Source organism: Conexibacter sp. W3-3-2 (assembly GCF_009707605.1).
Lineage (GTDB): Bacteria > Actinomycetota > Thermoleophilia > Solirubrobacterales > Solirubrobacteraceae > Paraconexibacter > Paraconexibacter algicola.
The window spans coordinates 4,780,341-4,803,806 of sequence record NZ_WLYW01000001.1 but is presented as its reverse complement, the minus strand read 5'-3'; the positions used below and the strand labels follow the sequence as shown (position 1 = coordinate 4,803,806).

Here is a 23,466-nt window from a genome sequence, read left to right as displayed (position 1 = left end):
GGCGATCAGCCGACGGGTGTGCCGCGGACGGCGACCCGGTCCAGGTGCGCCAGCACGGCGTCCGCCGTCGGCTCCTGGGCGTCGGTCGTCATGAGATGGCCGCATCCCCCAATCATGACGAAGACGGCGCCCGGGATGCCCGCTGCAAGGGCGCGCCCGCGGGCCGGGGCGACCAGCCGGTCCTCGTCCCCGTGCACGACGGTGACCGGGAACCGGCCGAGCTCGGCCAGCCGCGCGCGGACGTCGTGACGGGCGATCGCCAGCAGCTGCGCGGCGATCGTGACGGTCGGGGTGCCGTCGCGCAGGCGCAGGTCGCAGTCCTGCGCGATCCGCTCGGGCGCCTCCTCGAAGGTCCGTCGCGCGTAGAGGACGCGGGACATCACCGGCCAGGAGCGGCCGGGCCCGAGCAGCGGGCGCAGGCCGCTGCTGCCGATCAGCCGCCACGGCGGCGGCCCCGAGCGCGCCTGCGCGGTCGTGCTGCCGAGCAGCAGCGAGCGCACCCGCTGCGGGTGGTCGAGCGCGAGGTGCTGGGCGACCATGCCGCCCATCGAGACGCCGTGGACGTCGGCGACGGGGACCTCGGCGTGATCCATGACCGCCAGGACGTCGGCGACGAGGTCGCGCAGCGACAGCGGCCCGCGGATCGGGGAGCTCTCCCCCGTGCCGCGGTTGTCGATGACGAGCAGGCGCGCCCGGTCCTGCAGGGACGGCAGCAGCCGCCACCACGCGTTGCCGCTGCCGCCGAGCCCCATGATCAGGACGAGCGGGGGCCCGGCGGGGTCCCCCTCGTCGCGGTAGTGGATCCGGACGGACCCGTGCTGCGCGACCGGCACGCGCGCGGCTCAGCGGCCCTCGTAGGTCGCCTTCCCGGGGCCGTCGGTGAGGAACGAGCGCACCGCGTTCTTCAGGTCCTCGGTGGCGAACAGCGGACCGCTGACCTCGCCGACGATCGCGTCGGCCGCGCGCGGGTCCTGCCGGACGCCGGCCCCGACCAGGAGCTTCGTCGCCGCGTGCGCCTTCGTCGGGCCCTCGGCGATCCGGCGGGCGAACGCCCGGGCCGCCTCGTCGAAGCCCTCGAGCGGCAGCACGCGGTTGACGACGTTCCACGACGCGAGCGTCGCGGCGTCGTAGAGCTCACCGGTGTAGATGAGCTCCTTCGCGCGGGCGGGGCCGGCGCGCTCGGCCAGCCGCTGCGGGCCGCCCATGCTCGGCGTGAGGCCGACGACGATCTCCACGAGCCCGAACTTCGCCTTCTCGGAGGCGAGCAGCAGGTCGCAGGCGAGCGAGATCTCGAACGCGGCGGTCAGGCACAGCCCCTGGGCGGCGAACACCGTCGGGCACGGCAGGTCCTCGAGCTGCTGGATCGGCACGAGCCAGCGGTCCCACAGGTCGGCGCCCTGCTCGGGTGTGAGCCCGTCGAAGGTGTGAACGTCCACGCCGCCGCTGACGACCTTGCCCTCGGCGCGCAGCAGCACGCCGCGCGGCGGGGCGGCGACGAGCTCGGCGACCGCGGCGCCGAAGCCGTCGATCATCGCCTCGGTGAACAGGTTCAGCGGCGGGGCGTCGAACGTCAGGACCGCGAGCGGCCCGTCCTGCTCCAGGCGCACGGGCCCGAACTCCTTCGTGCTCACGAGAGCTCCTTTCCGGCAGCGGCGATGTCGTCCATGTCACCCGGTGCGGGCACCCACGGCAGGCGCAGCGCGTCCTTCTCGGGCTGGTCCTTGTAGCGGGGGATGACGTGGAGGTGGAAGTGGAAGACGGTCTGCCAGGCGTCGGCGCCGCAGCAGTTCAGGAGGTTCACCCCGTCGGCGCCGAGGCGGTCCTTCGCCCGCCCGGCGATCTCCTGGGCCAGTGACGCGCAGGCGGCGAGGTCGTCGGGCGCGATCTCGAGCAGGTCGCGGGAGTGCTCGCGCGGGATCACCAGCGCGTGCCCGCGGGTGCCCGGGTTGATGTCCATGAACGCGATCGCGCGCTCGGTCTCGGCGATCGTCGTCGAGGGGAGGTCCCCCGCGACGATCTTGCAGAAGATGCAGTCGGGATCGGCCGGCATGCGCGGACCCTACCCCTCGCGGGCCGCGAGCCACGCGCGGGCGTGCGCGACCGCCCCGTCGCGGTCGGTCACCTCGCCCGCGTAGCCGGCCGCGGCGAGCTCCGCGAGCAGCTCGCCGAGCAGCGGGCCGGGTCGCAGGTCCAGGGCGGCGGCGAGCTCGTCGCCGCGCACGAGCGGGGCGGGCCGGTCCCCGTCCTCCCAGGCGCGCACGGCGGGCAGCAGCTCCCGGGCCAGCTCGAGGTGCACGGCGATCGACCGCTCGGCGTCGCGGCCGGTGGTCGCGAGGCGGTCGGCGACCGACAGGAGCGTGACGTCGAGCGCGACGGGCCCGGTGGCCACGAGATAGGCGTGCAGGCGCCGGCGCTCGACCGGCCGGTGGTGCACGAGGAACCCGAGGCGCAGGTGGTGGCGGGCCAGCGCGGCGACGTGGGTGCGTAGCCGGTCGCTGGTCCGCAGGCGCTCGAGGATCGCGCGGGCGAGCCGCGCCCCCTCGCGGTCGTGGTCGGGGAAGCCCAGGACGGTGCCGTCGTCGCGGACCGCCTGGCAGGTGGGCTTGGCGATGTCGTGCAGCAGCGCCCCGAAGCGCAGCGCGGTCCCCCGGGTCAGCTCGTCGGAGAGCGGGCGCGCCAGGAACGCCGTGAGCGCGGCGCCGTGCTCCTCCCCCAGGACGGCGCCGGGGTCGGCCTGCAGCTCGCAGGTGCGGCGCAGGACCGTCATCGTGTGGTCGTGGACGTCGGCGTCGTGGAAGACGTTCTGCTCGACGCCGTGCAGGGCGGCGAGCTCGGGCAGCACCCGTGCGGTGAGCCCGAGGTCCTCCATCAGCGCGAGGCCCTCGACGGGCCGGTCGCACGCGACGATCCGCCGCAGCTCGGCGAAGACGCGCTCGGCGGCGACCCGCTCGATGCCGGGCGCGTGCTCGCGCGCGGCGGCGACGGTCGGTGGCTCGGGCTCGAGGTCGAGCTCCGACGCGAACCGCGCGAGCCGCAGGACGCGCAGCGGATCGTCGGGGAACGAGGCCCGGCCGACCATCCGCAGCCGCCGGCGCACGAGGTCCTCCGCCCCGCCGTGGGGGTCCAGCAGCGGCCCGCCCTGCAGCGGCTCGGCGATCGCGTTGACGGTGAAGTCCCGCAGCGCGAGGTCGGCCTCGATCGTCCCGTCGCGCAGCGGCGCGAGGTCGATCTGCCACGCGCGGTCGGGCCCGTGCACCCGCCAGGCGCCGTGCGCGTCGGAGAGCGGGAACGACGGACCGCCGGCCTGCAGCGCGAGGTGGCGGGCGGCGGCGCGCACGTCCCCGTCGACGACGAGGTCGATGTCGTCCAGCGGCCGGCCGAGCAGCCGGTCGCGGACCGCGCCGCCCACGACCCACGCGCGCTCGCCGCGCAGGGCGTCACGGGCCGCGTCCAGGGCGGCGCTCACGTCGCGGCGCCGACCGTGCGGCGGGTCGCGCGGGGCAGCAGCCCGCAGGTGACCTCGTAGTTGATCGTGCCGAGCGCGGCGGCGACGGTCTCCGCGAGGATCCGCTCGCCGCCGTCGGCACCCAGCAGCGTCACGGGGTCGCCGACCGTGACGCCGCCCCCGTCGGGCCCGAGGTCGACGGTCACGTTGTCCATGCTCACGGTGCCGACCTGCGCGAAGCGGCGGCCGCCGATCAGGACCTCGGCCCGGTTGGTGAGACCGCGGCGCCAGCCGTCCCCGTAGCCGATCGGGACGGTGGCGAGCACGGTGTCCCGCTCGGCGACGAAGCGGCGCCCGTAGCCCGCGCTCTCGCCCCGCGCGCACGGCTTGACCGCGGCGACGACCGAACGCAGCGCGAGCGCCGGGACGAGGCCGTGCCGCTCCGGGTCGCGGTTGGCGGGGTCCATGCCGTAGATCGCGATGCCGCAGCGCACGAGGTCGAGGTGCGTGGCCGGGTCGCGCAGCGTCGCCGCGCTGTTGGCGACGTGCCGGACGAGCCCGGGGTGCACGGCCTTCAGGGGCTCCGCCCAGGCGCGGTAGCGGGCGAGCTGCTCGTCCATGAAGCGGTCGCCCTCCTCGTCGGCGGTGGCGAAGTGCGTCATCAGCCCGACGGCGTGCACGCGGTCGTCGGCCACGGCGCGCCGCACGAGCGCGGTCGCGAGGTCCGGGTCGCGCGTGCCCAGCCGGCCCATGCCGGTGTCGAGCTTGACGTGCACGCGGGCGGGCGGTGCGTCCGGCCGCGGGCGCGCGGCGGCCTCGAGGAACTCGGGCGTCCACGCGACGACGTCCGCCGCCGCGCCGAGCGCGAGATCGAGCTCGTCCGGCGTCAGCGCGCCCATGACGAGCAGCGGCCCGTCGATGCCCGCGTCGCGCAGCGTCCGCGCCTCCCGCGCGGAGACGACGGCGAGCCAGTCGGCCCCCGCCGCCTGCGCGGCGCGGGCGGCGGTGAGCGCCCCGTGCCCGTACCCGTCGGCCTTCACGACGCCCGCGAACGCCGCGCCGGGCGCCAGCCGCCCGCGCAGGGTCCGGACGTTCGCCCCGATGGCGGCGACGTCGACGAGCGCCTCGACGCGCTCCACCGCTCAGTCCTGGTGGGCGAGCGCGTCGAGCACGTCGACGCGCGTGACGAGCCCGACGAACCGGCCGTGCTCCACGACCGGGAGGCGGTTGTGCCCGCTGCCGGCGATGAGCTTCGCGGCCTCGCGCACCGTCGCCGTGCTCTCGATCGTGTCCGGGTCGGCGGTCATGAGGTCCTCCACCCGGGCGGCGAACGTCTTGCGCAGGCGCTCCTCGAAGCGCCGCAGCGGCTCGAGGTAGATGATGCCCCCGAACAGCTCGATGTAGTGCGGGAGGTGCAGGTCGCCCTGCTCGTCGCGGATGACGAGATCGGCCTCGGTGACGATGCCGACGCAGCGGCCGCCCTCGTTGACGACCGGCACCCCGGGCACGTCGGTGGAGCGCATCAGGCGGATCGCGGACTCGACGTCGGCGTCCGGCCCGATCGTCACCGCGTCGGGGTCCATGATCTCGGCGACGGTCAGGGCGGCCATGCGGTCCAGCCTACCGACCGGCGCCGCGGTCCCCGTCGCGCAGGCGCGCGCGGCCGAGCGCGGCCGCGACGTCCCCGGCGACCACGCCGTCGGGGCCGTGCTGCTCGGCGGCGAGCCGTCCGGCGCGCGCGTGCAGCTCGACGGCGGCGCAGGCGGCGCGGAACGGCTCGACGCCCTGGGCGAGCAGCGCGCCGACGAGGCCGGCGAGGACGTCCCCGGTCCCGGCGGTCGCCAGCGCCGGAGCGCCACCCTGGCTGATGGCGACGCGACCGTCCGGGTCGGCGACGAGCGTGTCGTCGCCCTTGAGGACGACGACGGCGTGCGCGTGCTCGGCCGCGGTGTGCGCGTGCTCGAGCCGGGCGGCCTGGACGCGCTCGCTGGAGGTGTCGAGCAGCCGCGCGAGCTCGCCGGCGTGCGGGGTCAGCACGGTCGGCGCGGTGCGCGCGGCGAGGTCGGCGACGCGGCCGGCGTGCGCGCCGAGCCCGTCGGCGTCGAGGACGAGCGGCACGTCGGCCACCGCCGCGAGGCCGCGGGCGAACGTGCGCGAGGCGGCGGCGGTGCCGAGCCCCGGTCCGAGCACGAGCGCGCCGCCGCGCCGGGCGGCCCGCTCGGCGACGAGCGCGGCCCCGTCGGCGACGAGCGCGCCGCCGTGGTCGGGCAGCGGGACGGTCATGGCCTCCATCAGCGCGATCGCCACGACCTCCTCGAGCGACCCGGGCACGCAGGCGGTGACGTAGCCGGCGCCGCCGCGCATCGCGCCGAGCGCCGCGAGGCACGGCGCCCCCGTGAGCCCGCGGGAGCCGCCGGCGACGAGCACGTGCCCGCTGGTGAACTTCGTGCTGGCGGCGCCGCGTCCGGGCAGGCCGTCGAGCACCCGCTCGGTGAGCAGCCCGACGTCCGCGGGCTCGGTCGGCGCCCCGGCCGGGATGCCGATGTCGCAGACCGCCAGCACCCCGGAGCGCTCCTTGCCGGGGTTGATCCACAGGCCGGGCTTGGCGGCGTGGAAGGTGGCGGTCGCGACGGCGCGGATGGCGACGCCGGCGGCCTCGCCGGTGGAGGCGTCGACGCCGCTGGGGACGTCGCACGCGACGACGGGCACGCCGCTCTCGACGATCGCGTCGATCGCGTAGCGGGCGGCGCCGCGGGGCTCCCCGGTGACGCCGGTGCCGAGGATCGCGTCGACGACGAGCGTGACGCCGTGCAGCCCGGCAGCGGCGAACGGGACCGGCCCGGGACCGGGCAGGAGCGCCGCGTGGTGGGCGGCGTCGCCGCGCAGCTCCGCGACGGGCGCGGTGACGAGGACGCGGACGTCGCGGCCCTGCTCGCGCAGCAGCCGCGCGAGGACGTAGCCGTCGCCGCCGTTGTTGCCCTTGCCGCAGACCACGGCGATCGTGCCCTGCGGGGCGACCCGCTCGACGACCGAGGCGAGCGCGGCCCCGGCACGGTCCATGAGGTCGACGCCGGGGATGCCGAGCTCGTCGATCGCCCAGGCGTCGGTGGCGCGCATCCGTGCCGCGTCGGGCAGCGGGTCGAGCCAGTCCGGGAGCGCCGGGCGGGTCATGCGGCGGGGACCGTCAGGGCGACGGCCCCGGCGGTGTCGCGGGCGTGCGTGAGACTGACCTGGACGGCGGTGACGCCCTGCGCCCCGGCGCGCGCGGCGACGTCGCCGTGCAGGCGGATGCTCGGCGGACCGCCGTCGGCGACGACCTCGACCTCGCGCCAGGCCCAGCCGGCCTCCAGCGCGAGCGCCTTGGCGACCGCCTCCTTGGCGGCGAAGCGGGCCGCGAGGTGCTCGCCGGGGCGGCCGGTGCCGTCCGCGTAGGCGAGCTCCGCCTCGGTGAAGAGGCGCTGCGCGAGCCCGGGCCGGCGCTGCAGCGCCTCCTCCACCCGGGTGATCTCGACGAGGTCGATGCCGACGCCCACGCGACCCGCCTACTCGACCGTGACGGTCTTGGCGAGGTTGCGCGGCTGGTCGACGTTCAGCCCGCGCAGCCGCGCGATCCGGTAGGCCAGCAGCTGCAGCGGGATGACGGCGAGCAGCGGCTGCAGCATCCAGTCGGTCTGCGGCACGCGGATGACCGACTCGCAGTGCTCGCCGATCTCGACGTTGCCCTCGCTGGCGACGCCGATGACGTGCGCGCCGCGGGCGCGGACCTCCTGCATGTTGGAGATCATCTTGTCGAGGATCGGCGAGTCGGTGGCGATGCAGATCACCGGGGTCTGCTCGTCGAGCAGGGCGATCGGGCCGTGCTTCATCTCCCCGGCGGCATACGCGTCGGTGGCGATGTAGGAGATCTCCTTGAGCTTCAGCGCGCCCTCGAGCGCGACGGCGCGGCCGGCGTGCCGGCCGAGGTAGAGGAAGAACTCGCCCGCGTGGTGCTGCTGGGCGATCTCCTCGACGTCCATCGAGTCGAGCAGCTCGCGGATCATGTGCGGGAGCCGCTTGACCTCGCCGGTGAGCCGGACGAGCTCCTCGCGCGGCAGCGCGCCGCGCAGCTCGGCGAGCCGCAGCGCCAGCAGGTAGAGGACCGCGACCTGGCAGACGAACGTCTTGGTGGCGGCGACGCTGACCTCGAGCCCGGCGCGGGTGAAGAGCACGCCGTCGGCGTCGCGGGTGGCCTGCGAGCCCATGACGTTGGTGATGGCCAGGACGTTCGCGCCGCGCTCGCGGGCGAGGCGCATCGCGGCGAGCGTGTCGGCCGTCTCGCCGGACTGGGTGATGCCGATGACGAGGTCGCGCGGCCCGAGGATCGGGTTGCGGTAGCGGTACTCGGAGGCGACGTCCATCTCGACGGGGACGCGCGCCCACTCCTCGATCGCGTAGCGGCCGATGAGCCCGGCGTTGAACGAGGTGCCGCAGGCGACGATGACGATCCGGTCGACGTTGGCGAGGATCGACTCGTCGAGCGCGCCCTCGTCGTCGAGGTCGACGCCGTCCTCGCGCAGCGTGCGGTCGGCGAGCGTCTCGGCGACGACGTCGGACTGCTCGTAGATCTCCTTGAGCATGAACGTCTCGTAGCCGCCCTTCTCGGCGGTCTCCTCGTCCCAGTCGATCGTCGTGACCTCGCGGTCGATCGGGGCGCCGCCGGGGCTCATGAACGCGACCTCGTCGGCGGTGACGACGACGAGCTCGCCGTCCTCGATGACCTGGACGTCGCGGGTGTGCTTGAGGAACGCGGGGATCGCGGAGGCGAGGAACGTCTCGCCGTCGCCGCGGCCGATGATCAGCGGGCACTCCTTGCGGGCGGCGACGAGCGTGTCGGGGTCGTCGAGGCCCATCGCGACGAACGCGTAGTGCCCCTCGAGCTCCAGGAACGAGCGGCGGACCGCCTCGGCGAGCGTGTCGCACTGGTCGCGGTGCGAGGAGACGAGGTGGGCGATGACCTCGGCGTCGGTCTCGGAGGTGAAGTGCGCGCCGCCGGCGATGAGGCGCTGCTTGAGCGCCATGTAGTTCTCGACGATGCCGTTGACGACGACGTGGATCCGGTTGCGGTTGTCGTAGTGCGGGTGCGCGTTCTGCTCGTTGACGCGGCCGTGGGTCGCCCACCGCGTGTGGCCGATGCCGATCGTGATCGGCGCCGCGGTGACGGTGCCGGCGAGCATCTCTGGGGTGATCGCGGCCCAGGCGCCGGTGGCCTGGACGAGGGCGGCCTCGAGGTTGTCGAGGTTGCCGACGGCGCGGACGGAGGCGATGCGGTCGCCGTCGACGACCGAGACGCCGGCCGAGTCGTAGCCGCGGTACTCGAGCTTGCGCAGTCCGTCGAGCAGGACGGGCTGGGCGTCCTTCTTGCCGACGTATCCGACGATGCCGCACATGGCGTGGATCCTTCCGGGACGGGGTCCGGTCGCGGGCGCGCAGGGCGCGCCGACTGGCCGGGGTTTCGCTGAACCTAGCGCCGGATCCTGCCCCGGTTACCGCATTCCGTACACATGTGCGACTTTTCCCGTACAGTCGTACGATGAGCACGCCGAAAGGCACCGCCCGTCGCGCCGAGATCGTCGCGGCCGCCGGCCGCGTCCTCGTGCGCGACGGCATCGATGCGGTCCACCACCGTGCCGTCGCCGGTGAGGCGGGGATCGGCCTGGGGACCGCGACCTACCACTTCCCCGCGGCGGAGGAGCTGCGCGCGGCCGCCCTGCGCGCGCTCGCCGACGCCGACGTCGCCCGCATGGCCAGCGCCGCCGGACGGGTCCCCCTGACGCGCCGCGACCCGCGCGACGCCGCCGCGGTCCTCGTGGGCCTGCTGCTGCCCGAGCACGACGACGAGCTCGTCGCGTGGTGCGAGCGCTGGGCACGCGGCGCCCGCCGTCCCGGCGGGGGCGACGACGCCCGCCGCGTGCGCACGGCCGCCCGCGCGCTCGTCAGCGACGTGCTCGGCCGCTCGGGACGCGCGACCGCCCCGCCCGCCGACCTCGTCCTCGCGATCGTCGACGGGGCGGTCCTCGGCGCGCTCGCGGAGGGCCAGGACGCCGAGCGGGCCCGCGCCCGCGCGGTCGCGGCGCTCGCGTTCGTGCTGCACGAGCGCTGAGCGGCGGGCCGACCCGACCGACCGGTCGGTCGGGTGGTCTAGGCGGAGCGCTCGACGACGGCGACGAGCCGCGCGCAGACCGCGTCGGTCTCGTCCTGCGTCGGCGCCTCGACCATCACGCGCACGAGCTGCTCGGTCCCGGAGGGCCGCACGAGGACGCGGCCGCGCCCCTCGAGGTCGGCGTCCTCGGCGGCGATCGCGTCGGCGAGGGCCGGGTCGGCCATCGCGGCGTCACGGTCGGGCACCGGCACGTTCACGAGCCGCTGCGGGAGCTTGCGCATCGCCTGCTGCCCGGCGAGATCGCGCCCGTCCAGCGCCTCGAGCGTCAGCAGCGCGCTCGCGATGCCGTCACCGGAGGGGACGAACTCCATGTCGATGATGTGCCCGGACTGCTCGCCCCCGAGCCGCCAGCCGCTGCGCTTGAGCTCCTCCAGCACGTAGCGGTCGCCGACGCTCGTCACCGCCACGTCGACCGCGGCGTCGCGCATCGCGTGGTGGAAGCCGTAGTTCGTCATCACCGTGACCGCCACCCCGCCGCCGAGCCGCCCGCCCGCGTGCAGGTGCGTGGCGACCAGCGCGATCAGCTCGTCGCCGTCGACGACCCGGCCGTCCCGGTCGGCCGCGAGCACCCGGTCGCCGTCCCCGTCGAACGCGAAGCCGAGATCGTGCCCGCCCGCGACCACGCGGGCCGCGAGCGCGTCCACGTGCGTGGAGCCGCAGCCCTCGTTGATGTTGCGCCCGTCGGGCTCGTGCGCGACCACCGTCACGGTGGCCCCGAGCCGCCGGAAGATCTCCGGAGCGGCACGGAACGTCGCGCCGTTGGCGCAGTCCAGCAGCACGTCGAGGCCGTCGAGGCCGAGCGACGCGAAGCGGGTGTGCAGCTCGCGCAGGTAGTCCTCGAGCGTGCCGTGGAGCGTCCGCACGCGGCCGATCGCCGCGGGCGCCGCAACCGGCTCCTCCAGGCGCCGCTCGATGGCCAGCTCGGTGGCGTCGGAGAGCTTCATGCCGTCCGCGCCGAAGAACTTGATGCCGTTGTCGCGGAACGGGTTGTGCGAGGCGCTGATGACCGCGGCGACGTCGAACCCGTAGCGGCGGACCAGGAGCGGCGCGGCCGGGGTCGGCAGGATCCCGCCGAGCAGCACGTCGCCGCCCGCCGAGGTCACCCCGGCGGCCAGCGCGGCCTCGAGCATCTCGCCCGACTCCCGCGTGTCGCGGATGACGAGCACCTGCGGCCGCTGCGCGGCCGCCTCCAGCGTGACGGCCCGGCCGAGCCCGAGGGCGAGCTCGGCCGTGAGCTTCTCGCCGGCGACGCCACGGACGCCGTCGGTGCCGAACAGCTTGCGAGCCATGGCTCGTGCGGCTGTGCGCTAGCGCTTGCTGAACTGCGGGCGCTTGCGGGCCTTCTTGAGGCCGGCCTTCTTGCGCTCCTTGACGCGCGCGTCACGCGTCAGGAAGCCGCGGCGCTTGAGCTCGCCACGGAGGTTCGGGTCCGCCTCGAGCAGCGCGCGGGAGATGCCGTGGCGCAGCGCGCCGGCCTGCGAGCTGACCCCGCCGCCGTGCATGCGGGCGACGACGTCCATGCGCGTCTCGAAGCCGACGGCCTCGAGCGGCTGGCGGATGTTGCGCTGCAGCGTGTCGCGCGGGAAGAACTCCTCCAGCGACTTGCCGTTGATCGTGTACGCGCCGGTGCCCGGCTTCAGGATCACGCGGGCGACCGCGGTCTTGCGCTTGCCGGTCGCGCGGTAGCGCGCGCCCTCGGCGAGCACGATCGACGCGGCGATCGGCTGGTCGTCGACGACGTCCTCGTCGACCTCGTCGCCGGTGGCCGGCTCCTCGCCGTCCTCCGCGTACGGGTCGGCGGCGCCGCTCTCGCCCTCCAGGACGATGTCGACCTCGAGATCCATGCCGGGGATCGCGGGCTTCTCGCGCGGCGTCTCCTCGACGTACTCGACGTCCTCGTCCTCGTCGGCGACCTCGGCCTCCGCGACCGGCTCGGCCGGGGCGTCGGCGGCGGGCTCGGCAGGCGCGTCGGCCGCGGGCTCCGCCGGGGCCTGGGCCTCCGGGGTCACCTCGGCCGGCGTCTCCTCCGGGGCCTGGTCGTCGTTGGGCGTCTCGTCGATCATCAGGACTGGATCTCCATCGGCTGCGGCTTCTGGGCCTCGTGCGGGTGCTCCGGGCCGGCGTAGACCTTGAGCTTGGTGAGCTGCTTGCGCGCCAGGCGGTTCTTGGGGAGCATCCCCTTCACGGCCTTGCGGATGACCTCTTCGGGGCGCCGGTCGATCATCTCCTCGAACGTGCGCGACTTGAGGCCGCCCGGGAAGCCCGAGTGGCGGTAGTACATCTTGTCGGTGCGCTTGTTGCCGGTGACGACGATCTTCTCCGCGTTGATCACGACGACGAAGTCGCCGGTGTCCACGTGCGGGGTGTAGTCCGGCTTGCGCTTGCCCCGCAGCTGGTCGGCGATCTGGGTCGCGAGGCGACCGAGCGTCTGCCCGGAGGCGTCGACGACGACCCAGTTCCGCTCGCGGGTGGTGGGGTTGGCGACGTACGTCTTCATAAGAGAGAGGGCGCAGCACGACAGGGCGCGCGGCGGCGGTGAAGTGTAGGGGATCGCGCCGCGCGACGACGTCCGCCCCCTCACCGCCCCGGACGGACGTGTGGCTGACAGCGACCGGCGCCGCCGCTATCGTCCCCGACGACGTCTGCAGCAAACGCCGAGTCCGTCGCTCCCGCCCGGGGAGCGGTGGAGCGGGGGACCCAACGGATCCATGATCCAGGGGCGAATCCGGACACCCGTCCGGTAGCGCGGCACTCGACCGCGCGAGCCCGTCAGCTCACCCCGTAGGCCGTCATACGAGGAGCTGAGGACCCATCCATCGCGTCCATCTGTCGTTCGCCGTGCTGTCCGCCGCGTTCCTGGCGGGCCCGGCCGTCGCCGTCGCCGCCAGCGGCTCGGGCGGGTCGTTCGCGTCCGAGACGCCGCAGGTCACCGGGATCGCGTGCGTCACCGCGTGCACGGGCCTGGACAGCGCCGGCCCCGGCAGCGTCGTGCGGCTCAGCGGCGAGGCGCTCGACCGGGTGAGCGCGGTCGCGTTCCTCGGCGCCGACGGCATCGCCGACGACCGCATGGCCGCGCCGACGGCGACGGGCCCCGGGTCCGTCACCGTGACCGTCCCGGCGGGCGCCGCCAGCGGGCCGGTCGCGGTCGCCAACGACGACGGGAACGCGTCCGGCCCGTCGCGAGCCCGGCTCGCGGTGGTCTCCCCCGCCACGGCCGTGTCGAGCGGCGGCGTCGAGGCCCGGGTCGAGGCCCGACGGGTCTTCTACGCCGGACGCCGCAAGGCACGGCTCAGCTACTTCGTGCGCAGCGCCGGGCCCGCGAGCGCCCGCGCCGAGCTCGTCAAGGCGCGCACCGGCACGGTCGTGCGCTCCTACCCGGCGGTCACCGTGCCGGGCCGCACCGTCCAGAGCCTCGAGTGGGACGGCACGGTCGGCGGCAAGGTGCCCAGCGACGGCACCTACCTGTGGCGGCTGCGGCTGCGGCCCGCCGGGACCACCGCGACGATGGCCCAGTCCGGCGAGACCGTCGTCGAGCAGCCCTTCGAGTTCGTGCGCGACCGCTTCCCGATCCTCGGCCGCTACCGGTTCGGGACGGGGGCCGGCGAGTTCGGTGCCGCGCGCGGCGGGCGCTCCCACCAGGGCCGCGACGTCTTCGCCGCCTGCGGCACGCCGCTGGGCGCCGTCCGCGGCGGCCGCGTGAAGTTCGCGGGCGTGCAGGCGCGCGCCGGGAACTACCTCGTCATCGACCCGGACGGCACCGGGCAGGACCACGTCTACATGCACCTGCGCCGCAAGGTGACCTTCCGCAAGGGCGACCGGGTGTTCACCGGCCAGCGGATCGGCGAGGTCGGTGACACCGGCGTCGCCGACGGCTGCCACCTGCACTTCGAGCTGTGGACCGCCCCGGGCTGGTACTCCGGCGGGCGGCCGATCGACCCGTCGTCGGCGCTGCGCCGCTGGGAGCGCCGCTCCTAGGAGCCGCAGGACGCTAGGCCGCGACGGGTGCGCGACGCCGGGCGCGGTCGAAGCCCGCCAGGAGCCGGCCCATCGCCACGACGTGCGCCCCGGTGCCGATCACCAGGGCGCGGTACACGCGGCCGCGGCGGCCGCGGAACGTGGCGAGCGTCCGCACCCGCACGACGACGCGCCCGTCGGCGGGCGGGTCGAGCAGCACCTCCAGGCGGTAGCGCGCGAAGCGGTGGTGGCCCGAGAGGTCCAGCCGCTCGCCGGGCTCGAACGCGGTGACCGTGAAGCCCGGCCCCCAGGAGCCCACCTGCAGCGGCCGCGGGCCGCCCGGCCGGGGCGGCTGGAAGCCCCACACGTGCGTCAGCGGGCCGAGCGACCGGTCCAGCGCGCGCCCGAGGACGGCGACGACCGCGTCCCACGCCTGCGCCGCGTCGCCGGGCAGCGCCCGCACGTGCTCGTCGATCAGCGGCAGCGGCGCAGGCTCCATGCCCCGGCTACGTCCGCCGCGCACGGCGGGGATCAGCCCCCGGCGCCCGGCCCGCGCCGGGCGGCGCCTCAGCCGCTCACTCCCACTCGATCGTGCCGGGCGGCTTGGACGTGATGTCCAGGACCACCCGGTTGACCTCGCGCAGCTCGCCGATCATGCGCGCGGCGATCTGCTCGAGCAGGTCGTAGGGCAGGCGGGCCCAGTCGGCGGTCATGGCGTCGTCGGACGTGACGGCCCGGATGACGACGACGTAGCCGTAGGTGCGCTCGTCGCCCTGGACGCCGACGGTGCGGACGTCCGGCAGGACGCAGAACGACTGCCACAGGTCGCGGTACAGGCCGGCCTTGCGGATCTCGTCCTGGAGGATCGCGTCGGCGTCGCGCAGCAGGTCGAGCCGCTCCTTGGTGGCCTCCCCGCCGACGACGCGGATGGCGAGCCCGGGCCCCGGGAACGGCTGACGCCAGACCAGGCGCTCGGGCAGCCCGAGCTCGGCACCGACCGCGCGGACCTCGTCCTTGAACAGGGCGCGCAGCGGCTCGACGAGCTCGAACTGGAGGTCGTCGGGCAGGCCGCCGACGTTGTGGTGCGACTTGATCGTCGACGCGCCGGTGCCGCCGCCGGACTCGATGACGTCCGAGTAGAGCGTGCCCTGCACGAGGTACCGGGCCCCCTCCTCGCCCTGGGCGAGCTTGGCGGCCTCCTCCTCGAACACGCGGATGAACTCGGTGCCGATGATCTTGCGCTTGGCCTCCGGCTCGGTCGTCCCGCGGAGCTTGGTGAGGAAGCGCTCCTCGGCGTCGACGGCGACGAGCGGGACCTTGAAGGTGTCGCGGAACGTCTGGACGACCTGGTCGCCCTCGTTCTTGCGCATCATCCCGTGGTCGACGAACACGCAGGTGAGCTGGTCGCCGACCGCGCGGTGGACGAGCAGCGCGGCGACCGAGGAGTCGACGCCCCCGGACAGGCCGCAGATGACCTTCTTGTCGCCGACCTGCTCGCGGATCCGCGCGAGCTGCTCCTCGACGATCGACGCCGCCGACCAGGTCAGGTCGCAGCCGCACACGTCGCGGAGGAAGTTCTTGAGGATGTCCTGGCCGAACGGCGTGTGGACGACCTCGGGATGGAACTGGATGCCGTAGATGTCCCGCTCGGTCGACTCGAGCGCGGCGACCGGCGAGGCGGTCGACGCGGCGAGCGCGGTGAAGCCGGGCGGCGGCGCGAACACCGTGTCGCGGTGGCTCATCCAGCAGGGCTGCTCGGCCGGGGTGCCCGCGAGCAGCCGGCCGTGCTCGCGCACCGTGAGGGTGCTGCGGCCGTACTCGCCGACCTCCGCGCTCTCGACGGTGCCGCCGAGCTCGAGCGCGACGAGCTGCATGCCGTAGCAGATGCCCAGCACGGGGATCCCGAGCTCGAGCAGGCCCGGATCGAGCTTCGGCGCGTTCGGCGCGTACACCGACGCGGGCCCGCCCGAGAGGATCAGGCCCTTGGGCTTGCGCTTGGCGACCTCCGCCGCACCGACGTGGTGCGGCAGGAGCTCGCTGAACACCCCGCACTCCCGCACGCGGCGGGCGATGAGCTGCGAGTACTGCCCGCCGTAGTCCAGGACGACGACCTCGTCGACCGACCGCGGCGCCTCGATCGGCGCCGACTCGTCGGCCAGCTCGGTCACCGCCGTCGCGGCGGTCGGGAGGTTGTCGGTGCTCAAGCCGGTCCCCGCCCGCGCCTACGCCTGCGCGAGGGTCGGGGTCTTGCCGCTGCCGTTGGAGCCGTCCTCGCCGGTGGAGTGCGCGCCGACGGCGGAGCCGCGGGAGCCCATCCCGACCTGCTGGGAGGTCTGCAGGAGCTTGCCCTCGGTCTGCAGCGCCGGGGCGACGAGGACCTCCGCGCGGTTGAACTCCGCGAGGTCCTGGTAGCCGCAGGTCGCCATCGAGGTGCGCAGCGCGCCCATGAGGTTGAACGTGCCGTCGTTCTCGTGCGCGGGACCGCTGATGATCTCCTCGAGCGTGCCGTTCTGCACCGTCTGCACGCGCGCGCCGCGCGGGAGCGTCGGGTGGAACGTCGCCATGCCCCAGTGGAAGCCGCGGCCCGGCGCCTCGTGGGCGCGCGCGAACGGCGAGCCGACCATCACGGCGTCGGCGCCGCAGGCGATCGCCTTGGAGATGTCGCCGCCCGTGCGCATGCCGCCGTCGGCGATGACCTGCACGTACTCGCCGGTCTCGAGCATGTGCGTCGAGCGGGCGCCCGCGACGTCGGCGATCGCCGTCGCCTGCGGGACCCCGAGGCCGAGCACGCCGCGCGTGGTGCACGCCGCGCCGGGACCGACGCCGACGAGCACGCCGGCCGCGCCGGTGCGCATCAGGTGCAGGCCCGTGTGGTAGCTCGCACAGCCGCCGACGACGACCGGGACGCCGACCTCGCGGATGAACTCCTTGAGGTTCAGGGCCTCGGCCGTCTGCGAGACGTGCTCGGCGGAGACGACGGTGCCCTGGATGACGAGGATGTCGAGACCGGCCTCGAGCGCGAGCTCGTAGTACTCGGTGACGCGCTGCGGGGTCAGGGACGCGGCGGTGACGACGCCCTGGTCCTTGATCTCCTTGACGCGCTGCGCGATCAGGTGCGGCTTGATCGGCTCCTGGTAGATCGCCTGCATCTCGCGCGTGGCGAGGTCCTTCGGCAGCTTGGCGATGCGCTCGAGCTGGTCCTCGGCGTCCTCGTAGCGGGTGAAGATGCCCTCGAGGTTGAGGACGCCCAGGCCGCCGAGCTTGCCGATGATGCCCGCGGTGCGCGGCGAGACCACGCCGTCCATCGCGGAGGCGAGCAGCGGCAGGTCGAAGCGGTAGGGACCGAGCTTCCAGCTGATGTCGACGTCGTCGGGGTCCCGGGTCCGGCGCGACGGCACGATCGCGATGTCGTCGAATCCGTAAGCCCGGCGGGCCTTCTTCCCGCGTCCGATCTCGATGTCCATAGAGCGCCCGATCCTAGGTCTGAGGGGTGACGAAAAGACCCCGCGCAGGCGGGGTCACGATGGGGTTGAAGCAGGCTGTGAGGCGGCAACTCACTGCCAGCGGCACGATAGCACCGGGGCCGGACGGTTCGGGGGCGAAGGAAGACCCCCGCCCCGGACCGGTCGGTCAGCCGACCTCCGCCGGGGCGACGATCCGCTGCACGTCGACCTCCGCGGTCAGCTTCTCGACCTCGCGCGGGTCGATCAGGCCCGCCCCGAGACGCTTCGTGGACTCCGCGCCGCAGGCGACGCCGAACCGCAGGCAGTCCTCGACCGAGCCGCCGCCGTAGCGGGACGCCACGTAGCCGGCGAGGAACGCGTCGCCCGAGCCGACGGCGGCGACCGTCTCGCGCGGCTCGACCGTGACGCGCAGCAGCTGCCGCTCGCCGTCGACGTGCATCGCGGCGACGCAGCCGTCGGGGGCGGTCATGATCGCCTCGCGCGCGCCGAGCTGGACCATCTCGCGCACGGCGATCGCGCGGTCCTCGTCGTCGTTGAACTCGTGGCCGACGAGCTCCTCGGCCTCCAGCACGTTGGGCGAGATGAGGTCGGGCTCGGCGCGCACGGCGTGGCGCAGCGGCTCCCCGTCGGTGTCGACGATCACCAGGACGTCCATGCGGCGCAGCTCGCGCACCAGCCCGGCGTAGACGTCGACCTCGACCCCCCGGGGCAGCGAGCCCGCCAGCACGACGATGTCGGCGCCGCGCGCGAGGTACAGGAGCTTGTCGCGGAACAGCTCCACCTCCTTGGCGGTGATCGCCGGGCCGCGCTCGTTGATCTCCGTCATCTGCCCGTTGGTCGGGTCGTAGACGGCGGTGTTCGTCCGCGACTCCTCGCGGATCCGCACGAAGTCGTTGAGGATCGAGTCCTCGGTGAGCTGCTCGACGATCCGCGTGCCCGTCGGCCCGCCCTGGAAGCCGGTGGCGATCACGGGCTGCCCGAGCGTCTTGAGCGTGCGCGCGACGTTGACGCCCTTGCCGCCCGCCATCGTCGTCTGCTCGACCGTCCGGTGACGGCGGCCGAGCCGGAAGCTCGGCACGTTCAGCGACTTGTCGATCGCCGCGTTGAGGGTGACGGTGATGATCATGCGATCTCGGTCCCGCTCGTCTGCCGGCCGGTCCGGGCGCCCATGCGACGCCGCAGCAGGACCAGCAGGAGGCTACACCCGACGAGGGCCCCGAGCAGGATCTTCGTGCCCGGCCGTCCGGCGAAGTCCTTCAGCCGGTCGGTCGCCGTCGCCTCCACCACCTCGGTGGCGGTGACCAGCGGGACCCGGTCGACGACCCGGCCCCGGAAGCGGACCTCGACCGTGCCGACGCGCGAGCGGGCGGGCAGCGGGCCGTCGAGCACCTTCGGCGCGCCGAGCACGCGGGTGGTCAGCCGCTCGTCGCGGCGCGTGACGCGCGAGGAGGAGCGGGCGGCCACCAGCTCGACGCGCTGGTCGTCGCGGTACTCGAGCGTGGCGCTGCCCAGCGGCTGCCCGGTGCGCAGCGCCCGCGTGACGCGGTAGCGGCGCAGGCCGTAGCGCAGCAGCGCGGCGGAGTCCCGCACGCGGGCCTCCTCGCTGGGCTCCCCGAGCACGACGCTCACCACCGAGACGCCGTCGCGCGAGCCGCTGCCGACGAGCACGAAGCCCGCCTGGCTCGTGCGGCCGGTCTTGACGCCGTTGACGAAGTCGAAGCGCCGGACGAGCAGGTTGCGGTTCTGGACCACGCGGCGGCGGGCGCCCGAGCGCAGCGTCGCCTGCTCGAGGTTCATCGTCTCGCGCGCGAACGCGTTGCGGCGCAGGACGAGCGCGAGCTTCGCGAGGTCCGTGGCCGTCGAGTAGTTGTCCGGGTCGTCGAGGCCGATCGGGTTGGCGAAGCGCGTGTTCGTGAGGCCGATCTCGCGCGCCTTCTGGTTCATGAGCCGCACGAACCGCTCGCGCGAGCCGCCGATCCGCACCGCCAGCGTGACGGCCGCGTCGTTGCCGGACGCCAGCAGCAGGCCGCGCAGCAGGTCGCGGACCGTCAGCCGCTCGCCCGGCTGCAGCCCGATCTGCGACTCGACCGGGGCCGGACGGTAGTCGGTGGTCGTGAGGACGTCGTCCAGCGACGCCCGCTCGAGCGTCACCAGCGCGGTCATCATCTTCGTCGTGGACGCGATCGCCCGACGGGTGTCGGCGCGCTTCTCCACGACGATGTCGCCGGTGGCGGGCTCGACGAGGATCGCCGAGGAGGCCGACCGCAGCGACGGCTCGCCGTCCTGCGCGCGCGCGGGACCGGCGGCCACGAGGGCGCCGAGCAGCACCACGAGCGCGGCGAGGACCGCCGCGCCCGGCCGGGACGTCCGCGACGTCATCGCCGCAGCTTGATCTTCTGCCCGGCGCGCAGCGCCTGCGGATCGAGGTCCGGGTTGAGCTCGATGATCCGCTCGAGCGGGACCCCGGTGCTCTCGGCGATCGCCGAGAGGACGTCCCCGGACTTCACCGTGTAGCTCTTGCGCGTCGTCCCGCCGCTGCCCGAGCCGGACGTGGTCCGCGTCGTCGAGGTCGTCGTGGCGGGCTCGTCGGACTGCTCCTCGGAGCTCGGCTTGACCACGAGGTAGACCGACAGGAACGCCGCGACGAGCGCGAGCGGGGCGAGGAAGCGGGCAGGACTGCGGTACGGCACGGTCCAGGGATTCTAGAGCGGCGGGCGCCGCGACCGGCGTCACGCAAGCGACCATGCGGCGTCGCGCAGACGCTCGGCCTCCGCGCGGGCCGCCGCCGCCGGGGTCCCGACGCCGCCACGCTCGGCCGCCTGCACGATCGAGCGCGAGGCCGTCGCGAGGCCGCCGGCGGGACCGGGCGCCCAGGCGGGCGCGAGGTCCTCGACGCGGCCGCCCTGGGCGCCGACGCCGGGGAGCAGGAACACGGCGCGCGGCATCAGCTCGCGCATGCGGGCGACGTGCTCGGGCCGCGTCGCGCCGACGACCGCGCCGACGTCGTGCAGGGCCGCCCCGTCGCCCTCGCCGAGCCGGTCGACGATGCGCGCCACGTGCTCCCACAGCGGACCGCCGCCGGCGAGCTCGAGGTCCTCGACGTCGGCCGCCCCGGGGTTCGAGGTCCGCACGAGCACGAACACGCCCGCGCCCGCGGGCCGCGTGACCGCCAGCAGCGAGTCGATCGTGTCGACGCCCATGTAGGGCGCCGCGGTCAGGGCGTCGGCCCCGAGCCCGGGGACGTCCCCGTACGGCGTCGGCGTCGTCCCGACCAGGGACTGGGCGTACGCGGTAGCCGACACGTCGATGTCGCCGCGCTTGCCGTCGGCGAGGACGAGCAGGCCGTGCTCGTGCGCGGCCTCCACCGCGGCGCCGAGCGCGGCGCGGCCGGGCGCGCCGAGCCGCTCGAAGCAGGCCAGCTGGGGCTTGACCGCCACGACCGCCGGGGCGACGGCGGCGATCACCGCGCGGCAGTGGGCGGCAACCGCGGCCGCCGCACGGGCGGCCGGCGGGCCGTCGGCGGGCACGCCCTCGCCGCTCCCGGGCCACAGCCGGGAGGGGTCGGGGTCGAGGCCCAGGACGATCTGGGACTCGCGCGCGGCGACGTGGTCCGCGACCCGGTCGCCGAAGCGGCGACCGGTCGCGGCGACTGCCGACGGACCCGTCAGGACTTGACGGCCTTCTTGAGCGCGGTGCCCGCGGTGAACTTCGGGGCCTTCGACGCGGCGATCTGGATCCGCTCGCCGGTCTGCGGGTTGACGCCCTGGCGGGCGCCGCGCTCGGTCACGTGGAACTTCCCGAAGCCGGAGAACGTGACCTCACCACCGTCGGCGAGCGTCCCCTCGATCGTCTTCAGCACGGCGTCGACCGCGGCCGCGGCGTCCTTCTTGTCGAGTCCTGCCGTCGTGGCGACGGCGTCGACGAACTCCGACTTGGTCACTGGGTGCCTCCCTCGGGAATTGGTCGGGCACGGCGACGCTAGCAGCGGGAACGGACGAAAACCCCAGGAAACATCGGGCCGCGCCGCCGGGATTCCCGCACGTTGCGGAAATCCGGGGATCCGGGACGTCTGGCACGATGCGCGCATGTCCCTGGACCGCATCGCGTGGAGCGCCACGGTCGGCGTCTGCGCCCTCACCGTCGTCCTGCTGCTGCTCGCCGGCTACCAGGGCTACGCGGCCGTCGCGGGCGCCGTGGGCCTCGCGGCCGCGGTCAACCTGCGCTGAGCGGCGTCAGCCCGCGACGCGGCCGTCGAGCCACGCCAGCAGCAGCCGCGCCGCGTGGCCGCGGTGGCTGATCGACGCCTTCTCCTGCGGGGACAGCTGGGCCATGGTGCGGGGGCGGCCGTCCGCGCCGGCCGGGTCGCGCGCCAGCGGGTCGTCGGGCACGAACGCGGGGTCGTAGCCGAAGCCGCCGGTGCCGCGCGGGTCGTGGTCCAGCGTCCCGGTGCAGCGCCCCTCGAAGACCCGCTCGGTGCCGTCGTGCGGGTCGACGAACGCGATCGCGCAGACGTACGCGACGGCGCTGCCCCCCGGGGCCTCGCGCAGCAGCTTGGAGAGGTTCTCCGCGTCGGTCGCGTCCGGGCCGGCGAAGCGGGCGGAGCGCACCCCGGGTCGACCGTCGAGCGCCGCCGCCTCGATGCCCGAGTCGTCGGCGATCGCGGGCACGCCCAGCGCGGCGGCGGCCGCCCGCGCCTTGCCCAGCGCGTTCTCGGCGAACGTGTCGCCGTCCTCGGGCGGCAGCACGACCGCGTCGGGCAGCGGCGCGACGGCGTGCGGCGCGAGCAGGTCGCCGAACTCGCGGGCCTTGTGGTCGTTGCGGGTGGAGAGGACGAGCTGCAGCGGGGTCATGCGGGGCTCCCTGCGGTGATCGCGGTCCGCTGCGCGGCGCGCAGCGCGGTGATGCCGGTCTCGGCGAGCGTCAGCAGCTCGTCGAGGTGGGCGCGGCTGAGCGGCGTGCGCTCGGCGGTGGCCTGGACCTCGACCAGCCCGCCGTCGCCGGTCATGACGACGTTCGCGTCGACCTGGGCGCGCGCGTCCTCGCGGTGGTCGAGGTCCAGCAGCGGCCGACCGCCGACCACCCCGCACGAGACGGCCGCCACGGAGCCCGTGAGGGGCGAGGCGTCCAGGCGCCCGTCGGCGCGCAGCACCTCGACCGCGAGCGCGAGCGCCACGTACGCGCCGGTGATCGACGCGCAGCGGGTGCCGCCGTCGGCCTGCAGGACGTCGCAGTCGAGGTGCACGGTCCGCTCGCCGAGGCGGTCGAGGGCGACGACGCCGCGCAGCGAGCGGCCGATCAGCCGCTGGATCTCCACGGAGCGGCCGTCGGGCCGGACGCCGTCGCGCCGCTTGCGCTGCCGCGTGGACCCGGGGAGCATCCCGTACTCGGCGGTGACCCAGCCGCTGCCGCGGCCGCGCATCCAGACCGGCACCTGCTCCTCGACGGTCGCGGTGCAGATGACGCGCGTCTCCCCCGCGCTCATCAGCGCGGAGCCGGTGGCGGTACGCACGAACCCCGGCTCGATCGTCACGGGACGGAGCTCGTCGGCGGCCCGGCCGCCCGTCCGCTGGGCGCTCACGGCAGCAGCAGCGCGCCGTCGGCGGTCGGCAGGACCTGCTCGACCGGCCCGAGCGGGAGCTGCAGGAAGCGGGTCCCCAGCGCGCGGAACGCCTCCGGGTCACCGGTCGAGAGGAACGAGTAGGTCCCCTCCCCCGTGCGCCGCGTGTCGAGCCCGCGGGACGTGAGCGCGTGCTCGGCCTGCCGCGCGAGCGCCGCGCCCGAGCTGACGATCGCCACGCCCCGCCCGAGCGCGCGCTGCAGCAGCGGCCGGATCAGCGGGTAGTGCGTGCAGCCGAGGATGACCGTGTCCACCTCCGCGTCGCGCAGCGGCGCGCACGAGGCACGGACGACGTCGACGAGGTGCTCGTCGAACAGGTCGCCGCCGGCGCCGCCCGCCTGGATGATGGGCGCGAGGTCGGGGCACGGCACCGAGGTCAGCGTGACGTGCGGGTCCGCGCTCTGCACCGCCCGGTCGTAGGCCCCGGAGTCGACCGTCGCCGGGGTGGCGAGCAGCCCGATCCGACCGCTGCGGGTCGTCGCGACGGCCTGCAGCGCCTCGGGGCGCACGACGCCGATGACGTCGACGCCCAGCGTCGTCTGCAGCATCCGCGACTGGAGCGCCGGCAGGGCCGCGGCGGTCGCGCTGTTGCAGGCGACGACGAGGAGCTTCACCCGCCGGCGCAGCAGCTCCTCGGCGATCTGCATCGCGAATCCCTCGAGCTCCTGCGGCGTGCGCTCGCCGTACGGGAAGCGGGCCGTGTCCCCGAGGTAGACGAAGTCCTCCTCGGGCAGCGACACGAGCAGCTCGTGGAGCACGGTGAGCCCGCCGACGCCGGAGTCGAAGA

General features: G+C 75.0%; 26 protein-coding genes and 1 riboswitch. Of the genes, 3 read left to right on the top strand and 23 right to left on the bottom strand.

Going from position 1 to position 23,466, the window contains the following annotated elements:
* Positions 1–5: 5 nt before the first annotated feature.
* Genes GKE82_RS23030 through glmS form a run of 9 tightly spaced genes read right to left on the bottom strand, consistent with a single transcriptional unit; the run spans position 6 to position 8,871 of the window.
* On the bottom strand, positions 6–833 hold the full coding sequence (locus GKE82_RS23030) for an alpha/beta fold hydrolase (protein WP_107570075.1): 828 nt from the start codon (positions 831–833) through the stop codon (positions 6–8).
* 9 nt (positions 834–842) lie between these two features.
* Positions 843–1,631, bottom strand: a complete 789-nt coding sequence (locus GKE82_RS23025; protein ID WP_309233780.1) for an enoyl-CoA hydratase/isomerase family protein — start codon at positions 1,629–1,631, stop codon at positions 843–845.
* Positions 1,628–2,050 carry an HIT family protein gene (locus GKE82_RS23020; protein WP_107570077.1) on the bottom strand — a complete coding sequence of 141 codons (423 nt, stop codon included), beginning with the start codon at positions 2,048–2,050 and terminating at the stop codon, positions 1,628–1,630. The genes GKE82_RS23025 and GKE82_RS23020 overlap by 4 nt, the downstream gene beginning before the upstream one ends.
* A gap of 9 nt (positions 2,051–2,059) precedes the next feature.
* Positions 2,060–3,466: an HD domain-containing protein gene (locus GKE82_RS23015; RefSeq protein ID WP_196189388.1), complete on the bottom strand. Its 1,407-nt coding sequence runs from the start codon at positions 3,464–3,466 to the stop codon at positions 2,060–2,062.
* Complete coding sequence (gene alr, locus GKE82_RS23010; RefSeq protein WP_309233779.1) at positions 3,463–4,584, bottom strand: alanine racemase; 1,122 nt, start codon at positions 4,582–4,584, stop codon at positions 3,463–3,465. Before alr ends, GKE82_RS23015 begins: the two co-directional genes overlap by 4 nt.
* Before the next feature lie 3 nt (positions 4,585–4,587).
* Positions 4,588–5,055 carry a CBS domain-containing protein gene (locus GKE82_RS23005; protein WP_154734892.1) on the bottom strand — a complete coding sequence of 156 codons (468 nt, stop codon included), beginning with the start codon at positions 5,053–5,055 and terminating at the stop codon, positions 4,588–4,590.
* A 10-nt stretch (positions 5,056–5,065) separates the two neighbouring features.
* A complete protein-coding gene (locus GKE82_RS23000) occupies positions 5,066–6,616 on the bottom strand; it encodes an NAD(P)H-hydrate dehydratase (RefSeq protein ID WP_154734891.1) in 1,551 nt (516 codons plus the stop codon).
* Positions 6,613–6,978, bottom strand: coding sequence for a holo-ACP synthase (locus GKE82_RS22995; protein ID WP_107570082.1), 366 nt, complete (start codon positions 6,976–6,978; stop codon positions 6,613–6,615). The genes GKE82_RS23000 and GKE82_RS22995 overlap by 4 nt, the downstream gene beginning before the upstream one ends.
* Positions 6,979–6,987: 9 nt before the next feature.
* Positions 6,988–8,871, bottom strand: coding sequence for a glutamine--fructose-6-phosphate transaminase (isomerizing) (glmS, locus tag GKE82_RS22990; RefSeq protein ID WP_154734890.1), 1,884 nt, complete (start codon positions 8,869–8,871; stop codon positions 6,988–6,990).
* Positions 8,872–9,014: 143 nt separating this feature from the next.
* On the opposite strand from glmS, the gene GKE82_RS22985 reads away from it, so the two are divergent.
* Positions 9,015–9,584, top strand: a complete 570-nt coding sequence (locus GKE82_RS22985) for a TetR/AcrR family transcriptional regulator (protein WP_154734889.1) — start codon at positions 9,015–9,017, stop codon at positions 9,582–9,584.
* 38 nt (positions 9,585–9,622) lie between these two features.
* Here GKE82_RS22985 and glmM read toward each other — a convergent pair whose 3' ends face one another.
* The 3 genes from glmM to rplM all read right to left on the bottom strand — a co-directional run bounded on the left by glmM (position 9,623) and on the right by rplM (position 12,141).
* Complete coding sequence (gene glmM, locus GKE82_RS22980) at positions 9,623–10,933, bottom strand: phosphoglucosamine mutase (RefSeq protein ID WP_154734888.1); 1,311 nt, start codon at positions 10,931–10,933, stop codon at positions 9,623–9,625.
* 18 nt (positions 10,934–10,951) lie between these two features.
* On the bottom strand, positions 10,952–11,488 hold the full coding sequence (gene rpsI, locus GKE82_RS29300; protein WP_375337055.1) for a 30S ribosomal protein S9: 537 nt from the start codon (positions 11,486–11,488) through the stop codon (positions 10,952–10,954).
* Between the two features lie 218 nt (positions 11,489–11,706).
* Complete coding sequence (gene rplM / locus GKE82_RS22970) at positions 11,707–12,141, bottom strand: 50S ribosomal protein L13 (RefSeq protein ID WP_154734886.1); 435 nt, start codon at positions 12,139–12,141, stop codon at positions 11,707–11,709.
* Positions 12,142–12,286: 145 nt separating this feature from the next.
* A riboswitch (cyclic di-AMP (ydaO/yuaA leader) is annotated at positions 12,287–12,447 on the top strand.
* Between the two features lie 35 nt (positions 12,448–12,482).
* Here rplM and GKE82_RS22965 point away from each other — a divergent pair.
* The gene (locus GKE82_RS22965) at positions 12,483–13,619 is read left to right on the top strand and encodes a M23 family metallopeptidase (protein WP_154734885.1); all 1,137 of its coding nucleotides are present in this window, start codon (positions 12,483–12,485) and stop codon (positions 13,617–13,619) included.
* Between the two features lie 13 nt (positions 13,620–13,632).
* Here GKE82_RS22965 and GKE82_RS22960 read toward each other — a convergent pair whose 3' ends face one another.
* The 8 genes from GKE82_RS22960 to GKE82_RS22925 all read right to left on the bottom strand — a co-directional run bounded on the left by GKE82_RS22960 (position 13,633) and on the right by GKE82_RS22925 (position 21,002).
* Positions 13,633–14,097, bottom strand: a complete 465-nt coding sequence (locus GKE82_RS22960; protein ID WP_154734884.1) for a hypothetical protein — start codon at positions 14,095–14,097, stop codon at positions 13,633–13,635.
* A 76-nt stretch (positions 14,098–14,173) separates the two neighbouring features.
* Positions 14,174–15,757 (bottom strand): glutamine-hydrolyzing GMP synthase, encoded by a 1,584-nt coding sequence (guaA, locus tag GKE82_RS22955; protein ID WP_154735323.1) that lies wholly within the window; start codon positions 15,755–15,757, stop codon positions 14,174–14,176.
* Between the two features lie 63 nt (positions 15,758–15,820).
* Complete coding sequence (locus GKE82_RS22950) at positions 15,821–17,062, bottom strand: GuaB3 family IMP dehydrogenase-related protein (protein ID WP_107570090.1); 1,242 nt, start codon at positions 17,060–17,062, stop codon at positions 15,821–15,823.
* A gap of 166 nt (positions 17,063–17,228) precedes the next feature.
* Positions 17,229–18,188: a 1-phosphofructokinase family hexose kinase gene (locus tag GKE82_RS22945; protein ID WP_107570091.1), complete on the bottom strand. Its 960-nt coding sequence runs from the start codon at positions 18,186–18,188 to the stop codon at positions 17,229–17,231.
* Positions 18,185–19,441: a D-alanyl-D-alanine carboxypeptidase family protein gene (locus tag GKE82_RS22940; protein ID WP_154734883.1), complete on the bottom strand. Its 1,257-nt coding sequence runs from the start codon at positions 19,439–19,441 to the stop codon at positions 18,185–18,187. Before GKE82_RS22940 ends, GKE82_RS22945 begins: the two co-directional genes overlap by 4 nt.
* Positions 19,438–19,752: a LysM domain-containing protein gene (locus tag GKE82_RS22935; RefSeq protein WP_107570093.1), complete on the bottom strand. Its 315-nt coding sequence runs from the start codon at positions 19,750–19,752 to the stop codon at positions 19,438–19,440. Before GKE82_RS22935 ends, GKE82_RS22940 begins: the two co-directional genes overlap by 4 nt.
* Before the next feature lie 39 nt (positions 19,753–19,791).
* Entirely contained in the window at positions 19,792–20,730 is a 939-nt protein-coding gene (gene pyrF, locus GKE82_RS22930) for an orotidine-5'-phosphate decarboxylase (protein WP_154734882.1), read from the bottom strand.
* Complete coding sequence (locus GKE82_RS22925) at positions 20,727–21,002, bottom strand: HU family DNA-binding protein (protein WP_107570095.1); 276 nt, start codon at positions 21,000–21,002, stop codon at positions 20,727–20,729. Before GKE82_RS22925 ends, pyrF begins: the two co-directional genes overlap by 4 nt.
* A 145-nt stretch (positions 21,003–21,147) precedes the next feature.
* Between GKE82_RS22925 and GKE82_RS27410 the strand changes: the two genes are divergently transcribed.
* Positions 21,148–21,288, top strand: coding sequence for a hypothetical protein (locus GKE82_RS27410; protein WP_196189387.1), 141 nt, complete (start codon positions 21,148–21,150; stop codon positions 21,286–21,288).
* A gap of 6 nt (positions 21,289–21,294) precedes the next feature.
* Here the strand turns inward: GKE82_RS27410 and GKE82_RS22920 are convergent, their stop codons facing one another.
* The 3 genes from GKE82_RS22920 to murI are packed head-to-tail and all read right to left on the bottom strand — an operon-like array spanning position 21,295 to position 23,437.
* Positions 21,295–21,912 carry a non-canonical purine NTP pyrophosphatase gene (locus GKE82_RS22920; protein ID WP_154734880.1) on the bottom strand — a complete coding sequence of 206 codons (618 nt, stop codon included), beginning with the start codon at positions 21,910–21,912 and terminating at the stop codon, positions 21,295–21,297.
* On the bottom strand, positions 21,909–22,640 hold the full coding sequence (gene rph / locus GKE82_RS22915) for a ribonuclease PH (protein ID WP_309233778.1): 732 nt from the start codon (positions 22,638–22,640) through the stop codon (positions 21,909–21,911). Before rph ends, GKE82_RS22920 begins: the two co-directional genes overlap by 4 nt.
* Positions 22,637–23,437 (bottom strand): glutamate racemase, encoded by an 801-nt coding sequence (gene murI, locus GKE82_RS22910; RefSeq protein ID WP_375337027.1) that lies wholly within the window; start codon positions 23,435–23,437, stop codon positions 22,637–22,639. The genes rph and murI overlap by 4 nt, the downstream gene beginning before the upstream one ends.
* Positions 23,438–23,466 lie beyond the last annotated feature (29 nt).